Origin of the sequence: Actinomadura violacea (assembly GCF_017573465.1) — a bacterium.
Classification (GTDB): Bacteria; Actinomycetota; Actinomycetes; order Streptosporangiales; family Streptosporangiaceae; genus Spirillospora; species Spirillospora violacea.
The window spans coordinates 206,156-225,212 of sequence record NZ_JAGEPF010000019.1; the positions used below are offsets into that span (position 1 = coordinate 206,156).

General features: G+C 75.1%; 20 protein-coding genes. 17 read left to right on the forward strand and 3 right to left on the reverse strand.

Annotated elements, in window-relative coordinates; genetic code table 11:
- Nucleotides 1–213: 213 nt before the first annotated feature.
- Nucleotides 214–1,089 carry a family 3 encapsulin nanocompartment shell protein gene (locus tag J4709_RS30735; protein ID WP_208245740.1) on the reverse strand — a complete coding sequence of 292 codons (876 nt, stop codon included), beginning with the start codon at nucleotides 1,087–1,089 and terminating at the stop codon, nucleotides 214–216.
- 204 nt (nucleotides 1,090–1,293) lie between these two features.
- Here J4709_RS30735 and J4709_RS30740 point away from each other — a divergent pair, with 204 nt between their 5' ends.
- The 10 genes from J4709_RS30740 to aroQ all read left to right on the forward strand — a co-directional run bounded on the left by J4709_RS30740 (nucleotide 1,294) and on the right by aroQ (nucleotide 11,272).
- Nucleotides 1,294–1,545 (forward strand): hypothetical protein, encoded by a 252-nt coding sequence (locus J4709_RS30740; RefSeq protein ID WP_208245742.1) that lies wholly within the window; start codon nucleotides 1,294–1,296, stop codon nucleotides 1,543–1,545.
- Complete coding sequence (locus J4709_RS30745) at nucleotides 1,542–4,358, forward strand: type 2 lanthipeptide synthetase LanM family protein (protein WP_208245744.1); 2,817 nt, start codon at nucleotides 1,542–1,544, stop codon at nucleotides 4,356–4,358. The genes J4709_RS30740 and J4709_RS30745 overlap by 4 nt, the downstream gene beginning before the upstream one ends.
- Nucleotides 4,355–5,608, forward strand: coding sequence for a DegT/DnrJ/EryC1/StrS family aminotransferase (locus tag J4709_RS30750; protein ID WP_208245746.1), 1,254 nt, complete (start codon nucleotides 4,355–4,357; stop codon nucleotides 5,606–5,608). Before J4709_RS30745 ends, J4709_RS30750 begins: the two co-directional genes overlap by 4 nt.
- Complete coding sequence (locus J4709_RS30755) at nucleotides 5,608–6,570, forward strand: sulfotransferase (protein WP_208245747.1); 963 nt, start codon at nucleotides 5,608–5,610, stop codon at nucleotides 6,568–6,570. The genes J4709_RS30750 and J4709_RS30755 overlap by 1 nt, the downstream gene beginning before the upstream one ends.
- Nucleotides 6,570–7,319 (forward strand): SDR family NAD(P)-dependent oxidoreductase, encoded by a 750-nt coding sequence (locus J4709_RS30760; protein ID WP_208245749.1) that lies wholly within the window; start codon nucleotides 6,570–6,572, stop codon nucleotides 7,317–7,319. Before J4709_RS30755 ends, J4709_RS30760 begins: the two co-directional genes overlap by 1 nt.
- 15 nt (nucleotides 7,320–7,334) lie before the next feature.
- Entirely contained in the window at nucleotides 7,335–7,964 is a 630-nt protein-coding gene (locus J4709_RS30765) for a nitroreductase family protein (RefSeq protein WP_208245751.1), read from the forward strand.
- 93 nt (nucleotides 7,965–8,057) lie between these two features.
- Entirely contained in the window at nucleotides 8,058–9,236 is a 1,179-nt protein-coding gene (gene aroC, locus J4709_RS30770; protein WP_208245760.1) for a chorismate synthase, read from the forward strand.
- Between the two features lie 16 nt (nucleotides 9,237–9,252).
- The gene (locus tag J4709_RS30775) at nucleotides 9,253–9,762 is read left to right on the forward strand and encodes a shikimate kinase (RefSeq protein ID WP_208245762.1); all 510 of its coding nucleotides are present in this window, start codon (nucleotides 9,253–9,255) and stop codon (nucleotides 9,760–9,762) included.
- Nucleotides 9,759–10,832 (forward strand): 3-dehydroquinate synthase, encoded by a 1,074-nt coding sequence (gene aroB / locus J4709_RS30780; protein WP_208245764.1) that lies wholly within the window; start codon nucleotides 9,759–9,761, stop codon nucleotides 10,830–10,832. Before J4709_RS30775 ends, aroB begins: the two co-directional genes overlap by 4 nt.
- Nucleotides 10,829–11,272, forward strand: coding sequence for a type II 3-dehydroquinate dehydratase (gene aroQ / locus J4709_RS30785; RefSeq protein ID WP_208245766.1), 444 nt, complete (start codon nucleotides 10,829–10,831; stop codon nucleotides 11,270–11,272). Before aroB ends, aroQ begins: the two co-directional genes overlap by 4 nt.
- Nucleotides 11,273–11,353: 81 nt before the next feature.
- Here the strand turns inward: aroQ and J4709_RS30790 are convergent, their stop codons facing one another.
- Nucleotides 11,354–11,929 (reverse strand): TetR/AcrR family transcriptional regulator, encoded by a 576-nt coding sequence (locus J4709_RS30790; protein ID WP_208245768.1) that lies wholly within the window; start codon nucleotides 11,927–11,929, stop codon nucleotides 11,354–11,356.
- Nucleotides 11,930–12,035: 106 nt separating this feature from the next.
- On the opposite strand from J4709_RS30790, the gene J4709_RS30795 reads away from it, so the two are divergent.
- The 3 genes from J4709_RS30795 to J4709_RS30805 all read left to right on the forward strand — a co-directional run bounded on the left by J4709_RS30795 (nucleotide 12,036) and on the right by J4709_RS30805 (nucleotide 14,348).
- Nucleotides 12,036–12,491 carry a PaaI family thioesterase gene (locus J4709_RS30795; RefSeq protein WP_208245770.1) on the forward strand — a complete coding sequence of 152 codons (456 nt, stop codon included), beginning with the start codon at nucleotides 12,036–12,038 and terminating at the stop codon, nucleotides 12,489–12,491.
- 34 nt (nucleotides 12,492–12,525) lie between these two features.
- Nucleotides 12,526–13,191, forward strand: a complete 666-nt coding sequence (locus J4709_RS30800) for an enoyl-CoA hydratase-related protein (RefSeq protein ID WP_208245772.1) — start codon at nucleotides 12,526–12,528, stop codon at nucleotides 13,189–13,191.
- Between the two features lie 107 nt (nucleotides 13,192–13,298).
- Nucleotides 13,299–14,348: an LLM class F420-dependent oxidoreductase gene (locus J4709_RS30805; protein WP_208245774.1), complete on the forward strand. Its 1,050-nt coding sequence runs from the start codon at nucleotides 13,299–13,301 to the stop codon at nucleotides 14,346–14,348.
- An 80-nt stretch (nucleotides 14,349–14,428) separates the two neighbouring features.
- Here the strand turns inward: J4709_RS30805 and J4709_RS30810 are convergent, their stop codons facing one another.
- Complete coding sequence (locus J4709_RS30810) at nucleotides 14,429–15,946, reverse strand: flavin monoamine oxidase family protein (RefSeq protein WP_208245776.1); 1,518 nt, start codon at nucleotides 15,944–15,946, stop codon at nucleotides 14,429–14,431.
- Nucleotides 15,947–16,117: 171 nt separating this feature from the next.
- Between J4709_RS30810 and J4709_RS30815 the strand changes: the two genes are divergently transcribed.
- The 4 genes from J4709_RS30815 to J4709_RS30830 are packed head-to-tail and all read left to right on the forward strand — an operon-like array spanning nucleotide 16,118 to nucleotide 19,046.
- Nucleotides 16,118–17,209 carry a M24 family metallopeptidase gene (locus tag J4709_RS30815; protein ID WP_232384231.1) on the forward strand — a complete coding sequence of 364 codons (1,092 nt, stop codon included), beginning with the start codon at nucleotides 16,118–16,120 and terminating at the stop codon, nucleotides 17,207–17,209.
- 42 nt (nucleotides 17,210–17,251) lie between these two features.
- On the forward strand, nucleotides 17,252–17,809 hold the full coding sequence (efp, locus tag J4709_RS30820) for an elongation factor P (protein WP_173100044.1): 558 nt from the start codon (nucleotides 17,252–17,254) through the stop codon (nucleotides 17,807–17,809).
- Between the two features lies 1 nt (nucleotide 17,810).
- Complete coding sequence (nusB, locus tag J4709_RS30825) at nucleotides 17,811–18,227, forward strand: transcription antitermination factor NusB (protein ID WP_208245778.1); 417 nt, start codon at nucleotides 17,811–17,813, stop codon at nucleotides 18,225–18,227.
- Between the two features lie 33 nt (nucleotides 18,228–18,260).
- On the forward strand, nucleotides 18,261–19,046 hold the full coding sequence (locus J4709_RS30830; RefSeq protein ID WP_208245780.1) for a methyltransferase domain-containing protein: 786 nt from the start codon (nucleotides 18,261–18,263) through the stop codon (nucleotides 19,044–19,046).
- Nucleotides 19,047–19,057 lie beyond the last annotated feature (11 nt).

Below are 19,057 nucleotides of genomic sequence, written 5' to 3' on the forward strand. Positions count from 1 at the left end.
CGGGACCTCGCGTGCGGGCGCTCGTCACCACGGGGGCGTGCGCATCGCGGTCACCTCCCCTTCGGCCGGGACGGGCGGGACGGGAGCGATCACCACGGAGTCGTGCGCATGCCGGTCACCTTCCCTTCGGGAGCACCGGGGCCCGGCGTGCGCGGGGCCCCGCCATCGGAGGCGGTGCGCCGGGCGCCCGTCCGGGGGCGCCCGGCGCACCGGTCAAAGGCTCAGCAGGACGAAGTGCTGGGGGAGGTGCACCGCCAGCCCGAGCGGCATCGACGCGGTGATCGTCGCCGCGTCGCCGTCGCCGCGCAGCGCCAGCACCGACTCCTCGCCGTCCAGCAGCGTCACGCCCGCGCGGAAGTCGCCGAGCAGCACCCGGTCCCGCGCGATCATGCGGGTCCGGGTGATCCGCAGGCCCGCCGAGTCCAGCGCGGGCAGCGCGCCCGCCCCGACGAGCCGCCAGTACAGCGCCGGGTGCATGACCAGCCCGTCGCAGGACCCGCCGGTCTCCTCCACCTCGGCGCACGCCGCCATCAGCGCGTCCAGCGCGGTGCCGGCCGGGGCGTCCAGGACGTCCGGCGCGGGCAGCCGGCGCAGGCCCTCCAGGTTCAGCAGCCCGGTGATCGCGCCGTCGCCGCTGCCGTGCAGCAGCACCTCGTTCTCCACCGTGCACAGCCGGACGATCACGCGGTGCTCGACGAACCGCGCCAGCAGCGCGGGATCGCGGCGCAGCTCGGCGGGCACCGCCACGGCCACCGAGATCTCCGTCAGCTCGGCCTTGGCGGCCGACGCGCGGAACACCGCCTCGGGCGTCGCCCGGTAGGCGGTCCCGCTCGCGCCGCCGCCCTCGCCGGGCAGCTCGCGCACGTACCGCAGCGGCCCGCCGGTGACGGTGCCGCCCTTGGTCTGCTCCCGGACGGTCGGCCGGGGCCGCGTCGAGGCCAGCGGGAACAGCGCGGTCAGCGGCCTGCGGACGCGGACCGCGGCGTCGCCGCCGGCCGCCCGGGCCACCGCGACCGCCAGCTCCTCGCCCGGCCCGCGCTCGCGCAGGGCGGGGTCGTCGATGAGGTAGTCCAGCACGGGAGCTCCCATCACGCGCGCCCCGCACCGTCCCGGTTCTCGGGCGGGCGGGCCGCGCGGCGCCGATGCCGCACGGTGCGATCTTGCGCCGTGCCAGCCCGAGAGTAAGCAATGTCCGGCGAAATGAAAAGGGCCCGGGGTGTTCTTGTCGGACGAAATTCACCGTGATAGAACGGCTTTGCGGATTGGACTTCTCCGGCTCGAGGCGGTGAATACATGCGGCACCCGGAAAAAGAGGGCGGGCGGGCCGCCGCATTCGCCGACCCGATCATCGACGAACGCGCCGGGACCGGCACCAGGCCGGCCGCCCGGCCCGCCCCCGGCTGCCCGCTGCGCGCCGCCGCCCTCGCCGCCGCCCTCGCCGCCGCCGAGACCGCCGAGGCCGCGGAGGCTCAGAGCGCCGAGGTCGCGGACGGCCCGCCGCTGCGGGAGAGACCGCCGGCCGGGGCGCCGGGCGACGGCCGATGAGCACCGCGGCCCCCGCGCTCGCCGGCGTCCCGTGGCGGCGCGCCGCCCGCCCCGGCGAGCCGTGCGGCGCCGAACCCGAGTGGCACCGCCGGTTCCGCACCGCCTGGGAGACCCCGCCCCGCGCCCCGTCCACCGAGGACCTCGGGCTGCTGGAGGCGGCCCGCCCGCTCATCGACGACGCGCGCCGCACGCTGCGCGAATGCCTGCTGTCCGACCTCGGGCCGGACGTCCCGGACGGCCTGCCCGGCCTGCTCGCCGCCGCGCCCCCGCTCGGCTGGCTCACCATGGCCGTCCAGCCCGCCCTCACCGAGGAGCTGGCGGCGGCGTCCGCCCGCGGCCTCGACGGCGGCACGCCGCGGGACCGGTACGCGGCCTTCGTGCGCCGCCTCGCCGACCCCGCGCGGGCCCTGCCGATCTGGGCGGCCTACCCCGTGCTCGCGCGGCAGGTCGTCGAGATCCTCGACGACTGGGTGGCGGCGCGGCTGGCGTTCGCCCGCGAGCTGGCCGCCGACCTGCCCGCCCTCACCGCCGGGTTCGGCGGAGCGGAGGGCCTCGGCGCGCCGACCGGCGTCGAGTTCGGGCAGGCGGAGACGCACCGCGGCGGCCGCACCGTCGCGATCGTCCGGTTCGAGCGCGCCGTCCTCGTCCACAAGCCCCGCTCCCTCGCCGTCGACCTGTGCTTCGACCGGCTCCTCGGCTGGTTCAACGACGCCGGCGTCCCGCACCCGCTGCGCCGCCCGCGCCTCCTCGACCGCGGCGACCGCGGCTGGAGCGAGTACATCGAGCCCGCGCCCTGCGCGCCCGGCGACCTCCCCGCGTTCTTCTGGCGGATGGGCGCGCTGCTCGCGCTCACCCACGCCGTGCACGGCTACGACCTGCACGCCGACAACGTGATCGCGGCGGGCGCGGACCCCGTCGTCATCGACCTCGAAGCGCTGTTCCACACGTCCGGGACGCAGCCGGGCGCCCGCCGCGCCCGGCTCGGCGACCCGGCGGCCGAGCGGCTGGAGGCGTCCGTGCTGCGCACCGGGCTGCTGCCCGGCCCGCTCGTCATGCCGGACGTGTTCACCGAGCGGCCCTTCGGCATCGACATCAGCCCGCTCGGGACCGTCCCCGACCGGCGCTCCCTCATCCCGACGCCGCTGGTCGACGACCCCGGCACCGACCGGATGCGGTTCCGCCTCGGCTACCGCACCGTCCCGCCGCCGGCCGGACGGCTCCGGCTCCCCGGCGGCGGCACCGTCGACCCGCGCCCGCACCGCGACGCGCTCGTCGCCGGGTACACCGCCGCCTACCGCCGCCTCGCCGCCGCCGGGACCGGGCTCCTCGCGCCCGGCGGGCCGCTGCACGGGTGCGCCGACGTCCCCGTCCGGCTGATCCAGCTGTCGACGTTCCTGTACGTCCGGCTGCTGCTGGAGAGCCGGCTGCCGGACGCGGTCCGCGACGCCGCCCACCGGGAGCGCGGCCTCGCCCGCCTCGACGCCGGCTGGCCGGGCGTCCCGCACCGCGGCGCGCTCGTCGCCGCGGAGAAGGCGGCGCTGTGGCGCGGGGAGGTGCCCGTCTTCGAGGTCCGCCCCGGCCACCGGGACGTGTGGCTGGAGGACGGGACGCGCCTCCCTGACGTGCTGCCCGCCGCGCCGCTGGAGGAGACCGCCGCGCGGCTCGCCGCCCTCGGCGAGGACGACCTCGCCGTGCAGACCGGGATCATCGACGCGAGCCTGGCCGCCCTGCCGCCCGCCCCTGCCCCGGGCCCCGTGCGCGCGCCGCGCCCGTCCGCTGACCCGTTGCGCGACGCGCTCGGCATCGCACGGCGGCTGGACGCGGCGGCGGTCCGCTCCGGCGACCGGATCGGCTGGCTCGGCATCGAGGTCGTGGACGCGCGGACGCGCCGCGTCGCGCCCGCCGGCCTCGGCCTGTACGGCGGCCTGCCCGGCATCGGGCTGTTCCTCAGCCACCTGTCCGCCGTGACCGGCGAATCGTGGGTCGCCGGGCTCGCCGAACGCGTCGCCGACGAGGTCGCCGCGCGGCTCGCCGCCGCATCCGGCGTCCCGGGAACGGTCCCGCCGCTCGGCCCCGTCTACCACCTCGCGCACGCCGCCGCCGTCCACGGCCGCCGCGACCTCGCCGAGGCGGCCCGCGACGCGCTGCTCCCGGCCCCGCCCGGCCCGCCGTCCGCCGACGTCCTGGACGGGGAGGCGGGCGCGCTGCTCAGCGCGCTCGCCCTGCACGCCGTCCTGCCCGGCGAGCAGGTCGCGGGCATCGCGCGGGCCGCCGGCGAGCGGCTCCTCGCCCGCGACCTGACCGAGCCGGGGTTCGGGTACGGCGCGTCCGGCGCGGCGGTCGCCCTCGCCCGGCTGGACGGGCTGTCCCCCGATCCCCGCTTGGCGTCCCGCGCGCTGTCCCTCGCCGCCGGGGAGTGCGCACCGGGCGCCGACCCCGGCTGGTGCCAGGGCGCGGCGGGCGTCGTGCTCGCCCGCCTGGAACTGGCCGCCCGGTACCCGTCGGCCGCCGCCCGGCTGGAGCGGTCCCGCGCAGCCGCGGCGGCCGTCCTCCGGAACGCCGCGGCCCCGGACGACTCGCTCTGCCACGGCACGTCCGCCGTCCACGAGGCGCTCGCCGCCCTCGGCGAACCCCTGCCCCACGCCGCCCTGCGCACCGCCCTGCCCGAGCCCGCCCCCGGCCTGCTCGCCGGGACGTCCGGCCTCGGATACGCGCTGCTGCGCCGCGCCCGGCCCGCCGAGGTGCCGTCCGTGCTCGCGCTGGCGCCGCCCGCCCCCTCCAGCCTCCTGTTCCCCCCAGAGGAGACGCCATGACCGTGGACGTTCAACCGGGACCGCTCGCGATCGACGGCGCCGAACCCGTGCGCACCGACCCCTGGCCCACCTACGACAAGGGCGACGTCTTCATCGAGGAGGAGGACCTGGAGGCCGCGCTCGACGCCGTCCGGGCCCGCCTCTACTTCCGCTACGACCACCGGCCCCACACCGAGACGCGGACCGGCCGGCTGGAGCGGGAGCTGTGCGCGTTCTTCGCCGCCCCGCACGCGCTGGCCTGCGCGAGCGGCACCGCCGCGATCACCCTCGCGCTGCTCGCGCTGGACCTGCCGCCCGGCTCCCTGGTCGCCTGCCCCGCGTTCACGTTCGCCGCGACGCCGAGCGCGATCCTGCTCGCCGGGCACCGCCCGCTGCTCGTCGAGTGCGACGACGACCTGCACCTGGACGTCGCGGACCTGCGCCGCCGCCTCACCCCCGAGGTCCGCGCGGTCGTGGTGGTGCACATGCGCGGGTTCGCCTCCGACATGGACGCGATCTGCGCCGTCGCCCGCGAGCACGGCATCCCGGTCGTCGAGGACGCGGTGCCCGCGCTCGGCGCCCGGCTGGGCGGCCGCCCGCTCGGCACCTTCGGCGACGCCGGTGCGTTCAGCACCCAGTCCGACAAGTCGCTGAACACCGGCGAGGGCGGGTTCCTGCTCGCCCGCGACCCCGCCGTGCACGCCCGCGCGGTCGTCTACTCCGGCGCCTACGAGGGGCGGATGGCCCGGCACTTCGACGGCGCGCCGCCGCCCGTCGACGACCTCGCCTACCCCATCTTCGGGCTGCGGATGGACGAGATCCGCTCCGCGCTGGCGTCCGCGCTGCTGCGGCGGCTGCCCGAGCGGCTCGCCGCGCACCACCGCAACTACGACGACGTCGCCGGACGGCTCGCGGACGTCCCCGGCATCGCGCTGCGCCGCCCCGTCGCCGACCACGCCTACCTCGGCGAGGCCCTGGTGTTCCGGCTGCCCGGCGCCGGCGCCGAGGCCACCGCCTGGACGGCCGCCGCGCTGCGCGCCGAGGGCATCGACGCCCGCGCGCTTGGCGACCCCGGCGACACCAACGTGCGCGCCTTCTGGAACTGGCGGTTCCTGTTCCCCGACCCCGCGCGCGCCCGCGCCGAGTTCCCCGTCACCGCCGCGCGCCTCGACGAGTCCGTCGACGTCCCGCTGTCGGCCAACCTCACCGAACGCGACCGCGACCACCTGGTGACGGCCGTGCGGAAGGTGGCCGGGGCAGGACGCCGCTGATGGTCCGCGTCCTCTACGTCACCGGCTGGTGCCGCAGCGGGACGACGCTGCTCGGCAACCTGCTGGGGGAGTGCGGCGGCGTCGTCCACGTCGGCGAGCTCCGCTACCTGTGGACGAACGGGATCCTCGGCCGCGGCACCAACACGCTGTGCGGCTGCGGCCTCGACGTCGCGTCCTGCCCGCTGTGGAAGGGCGTCGTCGCCCGCGTCGCCGGCGACGATCCCGAGCGGCACGCCGAGCGGGCCGTCCGGCTCCAGCAGGCCGCGCTGCGCACCCGGCACACCGGCCGCCGCCTCGCCGAGGCGTGCGGAGCCCGCGCCGGCCATCCCGCCGCCTCCGCCCTCGCCGCGCTGTACGCGGCGATCGCCGAGGAGTCGGGGGCGCGGCTGATCGTCGACACCGGCAAGTTCCCGGCCGAGGCCGCGGCGCTGTGCGGCGCGCAGGGCGTGGACGCCCGCGTCCTGCACGTCGTCCGGGACCCGCGCGCCACCGCCGAGTCGTGGCGGCGCGCCAAGGAGTACATCCCCGCGATGGGCGCCGCCCGCAGCACCGCGTACTGGACCGGCTTCAACCTCGCCTCCGAACGGATCGCGCACGCGTTCCCGCGCCGCTGCCTTCGGCTGCGATACGAGGACTTCACCGCCGACCCGCGCGGGTCCCTCGCCCGCGTCATGGCGCACGCCGGGCTGGACGGCGACCCGCCCGTCGGCGCGGACGGCCGCGCGGACCTCGGCGTCAACCACACCGTCACCGGCAACCCGGACCGGCTGCGCCGCGGCGCCGTCCGCATCCGCGAGGACGACGCGTGGACCCGCACGCAGCCCGCGCCGGCCCGCCTGCTCGCCACCGCGCTCGCGCTGCCGCTGCTGGCCCGCTACGGCTACCCGCTCGTCCCGGCGCCACCGCGTCCAGCGGGCCGGACGCGGGACGCGCGGACCTCGCACGGGGAGGGAGCGGCCTGATGGACCTCGGGCTCACCGGACGCGTCGCCATGGTCGCCGCCGCGACCAGCGGCCTCGGCCTCGCCACCGCCCGCGAGCTGGCCGCCGCCGGCGCCGACGTCGCGATCTGCGGGCGCGACCCCGCCCGCCTCGACCGCGCCGCCGCCGAGATCGACAAGGCCGGGCCGGGACGCACCGTCCCCACCCGGCTCGACGTCCTCGACCACGACGCGGCCGCCGCCTGGGTCGACCGCACCGCCGCCGGCCTCGGCGGCCCGCACGTCCTGGTCACCAACGCGGGCGGCCCGCCCGGCGGCCCCGTCCTCGGCCGGAGTCTGGACGACTTCCGCGCGGCGGTCGAGCTGTGCGTGCTCGGCCATGTCGCGCTCGTCCAGGCGGCGCTGCCGCACATGCGGGACGCCGGCTGGGGCCGCGTCCTGATGATCGCCTCGGAGACGATGCGGCAGCCGACGCCACGCTACGGGCTGTCCAGCACCGTCCGGCCCGCGCTCGCCGGATTCGCCCGGACGCTGGTCCGCGAGCTCGGACCCGCCGGGATCACCGTGAACGTCCTCGCCCCCGGCTACCACCGGACGCCCGCCGTCGCGTCGATGGCCGACCTCGACGAGGTCGCCGCGTCCATCCCCCTCGGCCGCCTCGGCCGCCCGTCCGACTTCGGCGCGGTCGCCGCGTTCCTCGCCGGCGAGCAGGCCGGCTTCGTCACCGGCACCACGCTCGTCGTCGACGGCGGCCTCGGCCGGGGGATCTGATCCCGAAGGAGCCCGATGGACTTCGACGACGTGCTCGCCGCCCGCCGGATGGTGCGCCGCTACCGCCGCGACCCCGTCCCCGCCGAAGCGGTCCAGCGGATCGCCGCCATGGTGCGCAAGGCGCCCAGCGGCGGCTTCAGCCAGGGCCACCGCCTCATCGTCGTCACCGATCCCGCGACCCGCGCGCGGATCGCGGAACTGGCCCAGGAGCCGGTCTACACGCGCGACGGCGAGCCGCCGTGGCTGTCGGTCGCGCCCGTCCTGATGGTGCTCGGCATCTGCGAAGACGACTACCACGCCCGCTACACCAAGCCCGACAAGCTGATCGACGGCAGGGAGATGGAGTGGCCCGCCCCCTACTGGTGGGTGGACTCCGGCGCCCTGCTGATGCTGATCCAGCTCGCCGCGATCAACGAGGGCCTCGCCAGCGGCTTCGCCACCGTCCCGGCCAAGGACGAGCTGGCCGCCCTCCTGGACGTCCCGCCGGAGATCGCGATCGTCGGCGTCATCACCATCGGGTACGCCCGCGCCGACGCCGTCCGCCCCGCCGACACGGCCAGGCTCCGCTCGATGCGCAGGCCGTTCGGGGACCTCGTCCGCCACGGGTCGTGGAAGGACGGCGCGCGCCCCGCGGAAACGCCCTGATCACGGCGGCGGCCGCCGTCCCGGATCGCGGACGCGCTCTCAGATGGTGGACGCGGTCACGGGCGGGGGCGCGGAGTCAATAGGATCGTCGGCATGCTGCGCTGGTTGACCGCGGGGGAGTCCCATGGCCAGGCCCTGACCGCGATCGTGGAGGGGCTGCCGGCCGGCGTGCGCGTGACCTCGGGGGACATCGCCGAGGACCTGCGCCGCCGGCGGCTCGGCCACGGGCGGGGCGCCCGGATGAAGTTCGAGCAGGACCAGGTGACGATCCTCGGCGGGGTCCGGCACGGGACGACCCTCGGCGGGCCCGTCGCGATCCAGGTCGGCAACACCGAGTGGCCCAAGTGGGAGACGGTCATGTCGGCCGACCCCGTGGACCCCGACGTGCTCGCCGCCCAGGCCCGGAACGCGCCGCTGTCGCAGCCGCGCCCCGGCCACGCCGACCTCGTCGGCATCCAGAAGTACGGCTTCGACGACGCGCGGCCCGTCCTGGAGCGGGCCAGCGCGCGGGAGACCGCGGCGCGCGTCGCGCTCGGCACCGTCGCCAAGGCGTTCCTCAAGCAGGCGCTCGGCGTGGACGTGCTGAGCCACGTGATCGCGCTCGGCGAGGTCGAGGCGCCCGACGGCGTCCTGCCCGGCCCGGACGACCTCGCCGCCGTCGACGAGAGCCCGGTGCGCTGCTTCGACGACGCCACGTCCGCGGCGATGGTCGCGCACATCGACGAGATGAAGAAGGCCGGCGACACCCTCGGCGGCGTCGTCGAGGTCCTCGCCTACGGGCTCCCGCCCGGCCTCGGCAGCCACGTCCACTGGGACCGGCGCCTCGACTCGCGGCTCGCCGGCATCCTCATGGGCATCCAGGCGATCAAGGGCGTCGAGCTCGGCGACGGGTTCACCACCGCGCGCCGCCCCGGCTCCCGCGCGCACGACGAGATCGACAACACCCCCGACGGGATCCGCCGCCGCACCAACCGGGCCGGCGGCGTCGAGGGCGGCATGACCACCGGCGAGGTGCTGCGGGTCCGCGCCGCGATGAAGCCGATCTCCACCGTCCCGCGCCGGCTCGACACCATCGACGTGCGGACCGGCGAGCCCGCCAAGGCCATCAACCAGCGCAGCGATGTCACCGCGGTGCCCGCCGCCGGCGTCGTCGCCGAGGCGATGGTCGCGCTCGTGCTCGCGGACGCGGCGCTGGAGAAGTTCGGCGGCGACTCCGCCGAGGAGACCGCCCGCAACCTGCGGGGATACCTGTCCTCGCTCACCATCAAGTGAAGTGGACCGGCGCACTATGACGCGACCGAAGGCCGTCCTGATCGGGCCGCCCGGATCGGGCAAGACCACCGTCGGCACCGCCCTCGCCGAACGGCTCGGCGTGCCGCTGCGCGACACCGACGCCGACACCGAGGCCGCCGCCGGCAAGCCGATCGGCGAGATCTTCATCGACGACGGCGAGGAGCGCTTCCGCGAGCTGGAGCGCGCCGCCGTCGCCGCGGCCCTCGCCGAGCACGAGGGCGTCGTCGCGCTCGGCGGCGGCGCCGTCCTCGCCGCCGAGACGCAGGAGCTGCTCGCCGGGCACACCGTCGTCTACCTGCGCGTCGGGCTCTCCGAGGCGATCAAGCGGGTCGGGCTCGCGGCGGCGCGGCCGCTGCTGGTGCTGAACCCGCGCAGCCAGATGCGCAAGCTGCTGGAGGAGCGGCTCCCGATCTACGAGCGGCTCGGCACCCTGCACGTCGACACCGACGGGCGCGAGCCCGCCGACGTCGCCGAGGAGATCGTCAAGGCGCTGGAGGCGGCATGACCTCGGCGCGGGTCCACGTCGGCGGCGCCGACCCCTACGACGTCGTCATCGGCACCGGCGTCCTCGCCGAGCTGCCCGCGATGGTCGGCGACCGCGCCCGCACGGTCGCGGTGGTGCACGCCGAGGGCCTCCCCGAGATCGCCCGCCCGGTGTGCGGCGCCCTGGAGGACGCCGGGTACGCGGTGCTCGCGCTGCCCGTCCCGGACGGCGAGGCCGCCAAGGAGGTCGGCGTCCTCGCCGGGCTCTGGTCGGCGTTCGCCCGGGCCGGGATGACCCGCACCGACGCCGTCGTCGGCGTCGGCGGCGGCGCCACCACCGACCTCGCCGGTTTCGCCGCGGCGTCGTGGCTGCGCGGGGTGCGGTCCGTGCTCGTCCCGACCACGCTGCTCGGCATGGTGGACGCGGCGGTCGGCGGCAAGACCGGCATCAACGTCCCCGAGGGCAAGAACCTCGTCGGCGCGTTCCACCCGCCCGCGGGCGTGCTGTGCGACCTCGCCACCCTCGTCACGATGCCGCGCGAGGACTACATCAGCGGCCTCGCCGAGATCATCAAGGCCGGGTTCATCGCCGACCCGAAGATCCTCGACCTCGTCGAGGACGACCCGGAGGGCGCCGCGTCCCCGGCCGGGCCGCACACCCGCGAGCTGGTCGAACGCGCGATCCAGGTCAAGGCGGACGTCGTCTCCGCCGACCTCAAGGAGAGCGGCCTTCGGGAGATCCTCAACTACGGGCACACCCTCGCGCACGCCATCGAGAAGGCCGAGGACTACAGGTTCAGGCACGGCCACGCCGTCGCGATCGGCATGGTCTACGCCGCCGAGCTCGCCCGCCTCGCCGGCCGGCTGCCCGCCGACGTCGTCCGGCGGCACCGCGACGTCCTCGCCTCCGTCGGCCTCCCCGTCTCCTACGCCGCCGACTGGCCCGGCCTGCGCGCGACCATGACCATCGACAAGAAGTCGCGCGGCGCGACGCTCCGGTTCGTCGTCCTCGACGGCATCGCCGAGCCCGGCCGCCTCGAAGGCCCGGACGAGGACCTGCTCGCAGCCGCTTATGAGGAGGTCTCCCGATGAGCCGCGTGCTGGTGCTGAACGGGCCGAACCTCGGGCGGCTCGGCAGCCGCGAGCCCGAGGTGTACGGCGCGGCGACGCTCGACGACCTCGCCGCGCTGTGCCGCGACACCGGCGGCCGCCTCGGCCTGACCGTCGAGGTCCGGCAGACCGACGACGAGGCGGAGCTGATCCGCTGGGTGCACGAGGCCGCCGACGAGCGGCTCCCGGTCGTCCTCAATCCGGCCGCGTTCACCCACTACTCCTACGGGCTGCGCGACGCCCTCGCCCAGCGCACCGCGCCGCTCGTCGAGGTGCACATCAGCAACCCGGCGACCCGCGAGGAGTTCCGGCACACCTCCGTCGTCGCGGGCGTCGCCACCGGAACCATCGCCGGCTTCGGCATGATGTCCTACGTCCTCGCCCTCCAGGCGGTCGCCGAACTCCTCGCCGAATCCCACTGACCCCGCCCCAGCGCCCCACACGGCGGCGGTGCTTTCTACGCGGTGCCCGGAGCGGAGCGCCGGCGGAGCGCAGGGCTCCGCTCAATCGTCCTGGACGGCGTTCCTCGTCATCTCCTTGAGCTCGGCGACGACGTCGTCGAGGGGCGCGACGTCGCGGTGGGCGCGGCAGAGGATCGTCGCGCCCTCGACGGCGGCGACGATGAGGCGGGCGAGGCGGGCGGCCCGGTCGTCGGGGACGCCGGCGTTGCCGAGCCCGGTGGCGAGCGTGTCCTGCCAGCGGTCGAACGCGGCCGCGGCGGCGGAGGCCAGCTGCGGGGCGTCGTCGTGGCTCTCCACGGTGACGGCGACGATCGGGCAGCCGGCCCGGAACTCGCTCTTGATCAGCACCTGCCGCCACCAGCCGACGAAGGCGTCCACGGCGGACGCGGCGTCGCCGCCCTCGGTGGCGGCGAGGATGCCCGCGTTGAGGAACTCGCCGGCGTAGCGGACGGCCTCCTCGGCGAGCTGCGCCTTGCCGTCGGGGAAGTGGTGGTAGATCGACCCGCGCGGCGCGCCGCTGTGCGCGATGACGTCGCGGAACCCGGTGCCGCTGTAGCCGCGCTCGCGGAAGAGATAGGCGGCGCTGCGCACCATGCGTTCCCGGCTGTCGGTGCCCATGCATCGATTATGACATTCATCATAAGCTTCTCGCATTGACCATGACGGTCGTCATAGCCCACCGTGCTTATGACGGACGTCATACCTAGTGGCATGAGGGGGAGCGATGGCGGGCACGGCGACCACGGCGGGCCTCGAACAGCTGAAGGCGCTGATCAACAAGGGGGCCGAGGAGGGCTACGGCATCGGCGCGCTGCTCGGCATGGCGGCGGAGGCGCTGGAGCCGGGACGCGTCGTCTTCTCGCTCGCGCCGCGCACCGACTTCAGCAACCCGCTGGGCACCGTGCACGGCGGCGTGCTGTCCGCGCTGCTGGACTCGGCGATGGGCTGCGCGGTGCACACCTCGCTGCCGGAGGGCGCCGGCTACACGACGCTGGAGCTGAAGGTCAACTTCGTCCGCGCGGTGCCGCTGGAGGGTGGCAGGCTGACCTGCGAGGGAACGACCGTCCATGTCGGGCGGAAGGTCGCGACCGCCGAGGGGCGGATCGTGAACGCGGACGGCAAGCTCGTCGCGCACGGCACGACGACCTGCATGATCTTCCCGCCGGCTACCGGCCAGTAGGGTCGGTTCGGGCACCGACACGAAGGAGACCAGCGTGATCGATCTGCGGCGCGACGGCGACGTCTACGTCCTGCGCTTCGACGACGGCGAGAACCGGTTCAGTCCCGACTTCCTCAGCGCGGTCGAGGGCGCGCTCGACACCGTCGAGAAGAACGAGGGGCCGGGCGCCCTGATCACCACCGGGACGGGCAAGTTCTACTCCAACGGCCTCGACCTGGACTGGCTCGGCGCCCACCGCGACGAGTTCGAGCCGTACCTCGGCCGCATCCACGCCCTCTACGCGCGGCTGCTGGAGCTGCCGATGCCGACGGTCGCCGCGCTCAACGGGCACGCGTTCGCGGGCGGCGGCATGCTCGCGCTCGCCCACGACTTCGCCGTCATGCGCACCGACCGGGGCTACTTCTGCCTGCCCGAGGTCGACCTCGGCATGACGTTCACGCCGGGCATGAACGCGCTCATCGACGCGCGGCTGCCCAAGCGCACCGCGCACGAGGCGATGGTCACCGGCCGCCGGTACAACGCCGACCAGGCGATGGCGGCCGGGATCGTGCAGCGCACCGCCGACGAGGCGGGCGTGCTGCCGGCGGCGCTGGAGCTCGCCGGGTCGCTGGCCGGCAAGGACGGCCGGGTGGTGGGCGGGATCCGCGCCGACCTGTTCCGGCCCGCGCTGGAGGCGCTGCGCGGCCCGGCGCTCGGCTAGCGCGGCGCGGCCCGCCGGTCGAGGCGGCGGGCCCTCGCCCCGGCGGGCGGCGCGGAGTAGGTTACGTTCACTGGAATCTGATTCGGTTTTACGGGAAGGGACGCCGGATGCGCATCGGGATGGGGCTCAACTACGCGGGCAGCGGCTTCAAGGACACCGTCGAGGAGCTGGCCGACTTCGAGAAGGCCGGCCTCGACATCGTCTACGTGCCGGAGGCCTACAGCTTCGACGCGGTCAGCCAGATGGGGTACATCGCGGCCAAGACCGAGCGGCTGGAGATCGGCTCCGGCATCCTGAACATCTACTCCCGGACCCCCACCGCGATCGCGCAGACCGCCGCCGGCCTGGACTACGTCTCCGACGGCCGGTTCACCCTCGGCATCGGCGCGTCCGGCCCGCAGGTCATCGAGGGCTTCCACGGCGTCCCCTACACCGCGCCCCTCGGCCGCACCCGCGAGATCATCGACATCTGCCGCAAGGTGTGGCGGCGCGAGCGCGTCCAGCACGACGGCAAGCACTACACGCTGCCGCTGCCCGCCGAGAAGGGCACCGGCCTCGGCAAGGCGCTCAAGCTGATCAACCACCCGGTGCGCGCCGCGATCCCGGTCATGGTCGCCGCGATCGGCCCGAAGAACGTCGAGCTCACCGCCGAGATCGCCGACGGCTGGGAGCCGATCTTCTACATGCCGGAGAAGGCCGCCGACGTGTGGGGCGCCTCGCTCGCCGCCGGCAAGGCCAAGCGCGACCCGTCCCTCGGCGAGCTGGACGTCGTCGGCCAGGCGGCGCTCGCCATCGGCGACGACGTGCAGGGCTTCCTGGAGTTCGGCCGCCCGATGGCCGCGCTCTACATCGGCGGCATGGGCGCCAAGGGAAAGAACTTCTACAACGACCTCGCCCGCCGGTACGGCTTCGAGAAGGAGGCCGAGGAGATCCAGGACCTCTACCTCGACGGCAAGAAGGACGAGGCCGCCGCGAAGGTCCCGCAGGAGCTGCTGGAGAAGATGTCGCTGATCGGCTCCGAGGGCCACGTCCGCGAGCGCCTCGCGGCGATGAAGGAGTCCGGCATCACCACGCTGAACGTGTCGCCGATCGCCGGCGACCACAAGGGCCGCATCGCCCTCATCGAGAAGGTCAAGCAGATGGCCGCCGACCTCTAGCCCCTCGTCGACTTGCGGCGTGTCGGCCTCAAGGAGGCCGTTTTAAGGCCGACACGCCGCAAGTGAACGTCGTTCGGGCGTCAGAGGGAGGCGTGGACCTCCTTGGCGACGCGCTCGCCGGAGCGGACGGCGCCGTCCATGTAGCCGGTCCAGTAGTCGGACGTCTCGGTGCCCGCCCAGTGGATCGGCCCGCAGGGCGCGCGCAGCGCCTCGCCGAAGCCGGTGAGGACACCGGGCGGGGCGATCCCGACCGGGCCGCCGCCGCTCCAGATCTCGTTGTCCCAGCGCTGGAACGCCGTCCGCACCGGGCTCTTGGCCTTGTCGCCGTAGAAGGTCGCGAACGACGCCAGGCCCGCGGCCCGCACCTCGTCCGCCGAGGCCCCGTCCAGTTTCCGGATGTTGGCCTGGTTCATGAAGCCCATCATGATGCCGCGCGAGGCGTCCGGCGGGCTGTTGTCGAACGTCGCGTCGATCGCGCCGCTGTCGGAGACGGCCTGGCCGGTCAGCCCGTCCGCCCGCCAGAACGGCGTGTCGTAGACGGCGACGAACTTGCAGATCGAGCCCATCGGGTAGCGCTGCATCAGCTGCGCGCGGCTCGCGGGCAGCGCCGGCGAGAAGTCGATCTTCCCGGCGATGGCCGGGGACATCGCGACGACGACCCGCTTGGCCGCCACCGTGAGCCCGTCGGCGACGACGGTGGCGCCGCCGCCGTCGGTCGTGATCGACCGGACCGCGGTGTTGTAGCGGACGATGTCGCCGAGCTTGGCGGCCAGCCGGACGGGCACCTCCTGCGACCCGCCGACGAACCGGGACTCCTGCCCGCCGCCCTTGGTGTCGATGAGCCGGTCGACGGAGCCGGCGTTGCTCTCGTTGCCCGCCGACGCGATGTAGTTCAGCACGTACAGCAGCGACACGTCCTGCGAGCGCACCGACATCGTCGAGCTGATGAACTCGTCCATCAGGAACCGGGCGCCGCTGCTCAGCGAGTTGGACCGCGACCAGGTGTAGAAGGTCTGCGCGTCCCACTCCTCGGCCTTGGCGGCCTTCCACGGCTGCCCGACAGGGACGTCCTTGGCCATCGACCCGAGCTTGAGCAGCGCCACTTCGAGGTCGACCACGCCCCAGTCGGGTGGGACCGCTCCCAGGACGCCGTCGGTGGCGTACTCGGACCGCTTGCCGTTGCGGTAGTAGACGTTCTTGCCGGAGTTGTAGGTGAGGTAGGTCGCGACGCCCATGTCCTTGGCGAGCGCGGCGATCCGGTCCTGCGTCGGGCCGATGAACTCGGCGCCGCCCTCGCTGGTGGTGCCGTCGCCGAGCGGCATGCCGTACACCCGGCCGCCGGGCCGCTCGCGGGCCTCCAGGACGAGCACGGAGCGGCCGGCGGCGACCAGGTCGCGGGCGGCGGCGAGGCCGGACAGCCCGGCGCCGACGATCACCACGTCGGCGGTGGCGTTCTGGGCCGCGGGGGCGGCCGGGGCGGTGGCGGGCCGGGCGGCGGTCCTCGCGGCGGCGGCGGGCGCCGCGGCGGCGGAGACCACGGCTCCGGCGGCGGTGAGCGCGCCCGTTCCGAGCAATCTTCGGCGGCTGACTCGGGTCAAGGGGAATCCCTCCAGGGACGTCCGGTGCGGGGGGACGGGGCGGGATGAAACGATCACTCGCGGAGGCACGCTAGGCCACCCGCGGCCGGGAAGTCGAGGGTTTCTCATGTTCTGTGACCGCGTCGAGACGCCCCCCGGCGCGCCGCCGGAGGGTGCTCTAGAGTCCTGACCATGGGGGAGACGCAGATGCAGGAGACGCACGGCGCGCGCCGCCGCCGGCTGGCCGGGCTCGTCGCCGGGAGCGGCGCGGACGCGATCCTGGTGACCAGGCTCGTCAACGTCCGCTACCTCACCGGCCTCGACAGCTCCAACGCCGCGCTGCTCGTCCCCGCCGACGGCCCCGCCGTGCTCGCCACTGACGGCCGGTACGCGGGCATGGCCGCCGAGGTCTGCCCCGACCTGGAGACCCTGGTCGAGCGCCGCACCGCCGAGGCCCTCACCACCCGCGCGGCCGCCGCCGGCCACCGCGCCCTCGGCTTCGAGCCGCACGGCCTCACCGTCGAACGGCACGCCGCGCTCGGCGAGGCCGCCGACATCCCGCTGCGCCCGCTCGGCCACCCCGTCGAGGAGCTGCGCCGGGTGAAGGACGAGGCGGAGATCGGCCTGCTGCGGGAGGCGTGCTCGATCACCGACCGCGCGTTCGAGGCCGTGCTGCCGCGGATCCGCGCCGGCGTCACCGAGCGGGCCGTCGCGATCGCCCTCGAACGGGCCATGGTCGACCTCGGCGCCGAGGGCGTCGCGTTCGAGTCGATCGTCGCGTCCGGGCCGAACGGCGCCGTCCCGCACCACCATCCCGGCGGCCGCGAGCTGCAGCGCGGCGACCTGGTCACGCTCGACTTCGGCGCCCGCTACGGCGGCTACCACGCCGACATGACCCGCACCGTCGCCGTCGGCGAGCCCGCCGGCTGGCAGCGCGACCTCTACGGCCTGGTGCTGCGCGCCCAGCTCGCCGCGATCGCCGCCGCCCGCCCCGGCGCCGAGACCAAGGACGTCGACGCCGCCGCCCGCGACCTCATCGACGGCGCGGGCCACCGCGAGGAGTTCACGCACGGCCTCGGGCACGGCGTCGGCCTGGAGATCCACGAGGCACCGCTCATGGGGTACGACAAGACCGGTAAGCTGATGGATCGAGTTCCGATCACCGCGGAGCCGGGGGTGTACCTGGCGGGCCGGGGCGGGGTCCGCATCGAGGACACCCTGGTCGTTCGTCCGGGCGGCCCGGAGCTCCTCACCACAACGACGAAGGACCTGCTCGTCCTCTGACCTGCGGTCGGCGAGCGGGCCCGCTACCGGGAGAACAACGCAGTGGCGACGACGAACGACCTCAAGAACGGCATGACGCTGAACCTCGACGGCCAGCTGTGGACCGTCACCGAGTTCCAGCACGTCAAGCCCGGCAAGGGCGGCGCGTTCGTCCGCACCAAGCTGAAGAACGTGCTGTCGGGCAAGGTCGTCGACAAGACCTTCAACGCCGGCACCAAGGTCGACGTGGCGAGCGTGGACAAGCGCGAGATGCAGTACCTCTACCGCGAGGGCGAGGACTTCGTCTTCATGGACACCGAGACCTACGACCAGCCGCACATTCCCGCGGCCACCGTCGGCGACGCCGCGAACTACCTGCTGCCCGAGCAGAACGCCGTGATCGCGTTCAACAACGAGAACCCGCTCTACGTCGAGCTGCCCGCCGCCGTCGTGCTGGAGATCACCGAGACCGAGCCGGGCCTGCAGGGCGACCGCTCCACCGGCGGCAGCAAGCCCGCCACGCTGGAGACCGGCGCGCAGATCCAGGTGCCGCTGTTCATCACCACCGGCGAGAAGGTCAAGGTCGACACCCGCTCCGGCGAGTACCTCGGCCGCGGCTGAGATGGCCGCACGGACGAAGGCCAGGAAGCTCGCCCTCGACATCCTCTTCGCGGCGGAGCTGCGCGAGGAGCAGCCGACGGCGGTGCTGGCGGCGCGCGGCCGCCCCAACCAGGACGAGCTGTCGGAGTACCCGCACGCGGTGCGGCTGATCGAGGGCGTCCAGGAGCACCGGGAGCGGATCGACGAGCTGATCGCCACCTACGCGACCGGCTGGACGCTGGAGCGGATGCCGGTCGTCGACCGCAACATCCTGCGGATGGGCGCCTACGAGCTGCTGTGGGTGGAGGACGTCCCGGACGGCGTGGCGGTCAGCGAGGCGGTCGCGCTCGCGACCGAGCTGTCCACCGACGAGTCGCCCCGGTTCGTCAACGGGCTGCTGGCGCGGCTGCAGCAGCTCAAACCGTCCCTGTCGCTGTAGCCGGAAGGGCGGAGACGGCTAGGGTGGGCGGGGATGAACGACGTTAGCGGAGCGGCCGTGGCCGGCCGGCAGCAGAAGCGGGTGCGCGGCAGCAGCCGCGTGCGCAGCGCGGTCCTGTGGGAGGCGCTGCGCACGGTCCTGGACCGCATCGCCCCCGAGGCCGGCCGGAGCGACGTCGTGGACGTGGGCGGCGGCACCGGCGGGTTCGCGGTGCCGCTCGCCGAGCTCGGCCACCGGGTCACGGTCGTGGACGCCAACCCCGACGCGCTGGCCGCGCTGGAGCGCCGCGCCGCCGAGTCGGGGGTGCGGGTCCGGGCCGTGCAGGGCGACGCGGTCGACCTGCCCGACCTGCTGGGCGCGGACGCCGCCGACCTGGTGCTGTGCCACAGCGTGCTGGAGTACGTCGACGACCCGGCCGCGGCGATGGCCGCGCTGACCGCCGCCGTCCGCCCGGGCGGGTCGGTGAGCGTGCTGGTGGCCGGGCAGGTCGCCGCCGCGCTGCACCGCGCCGTGTCCGGCCATTTCGACGACGCGCGGCGGGTGCTGACGGACGCGTCCGGGCGGTGGGGCGAGGGCGACCGGATGCCCCGCCGGTTCACCCGGGAGTCGCTGTCGGCGCTCGTGGCCGGCGCGGGCCTGCGGGTCGCCGAGCTGCACGGGGTGCGGATCTTCGCGGACCTGGTGCCGAGCGGTCTGCTGGACGGCGACGCCGGCTCCGCGGAGGCGCTGATCGAGCTGGAGTCCGTCGCGGCGGTGCACCCGGTGCTGCGGGACCTGGCGACGCAGCTGCATCTGGTGGCCGACAAGCCGGCCGAATAAGGCGCCCAGTG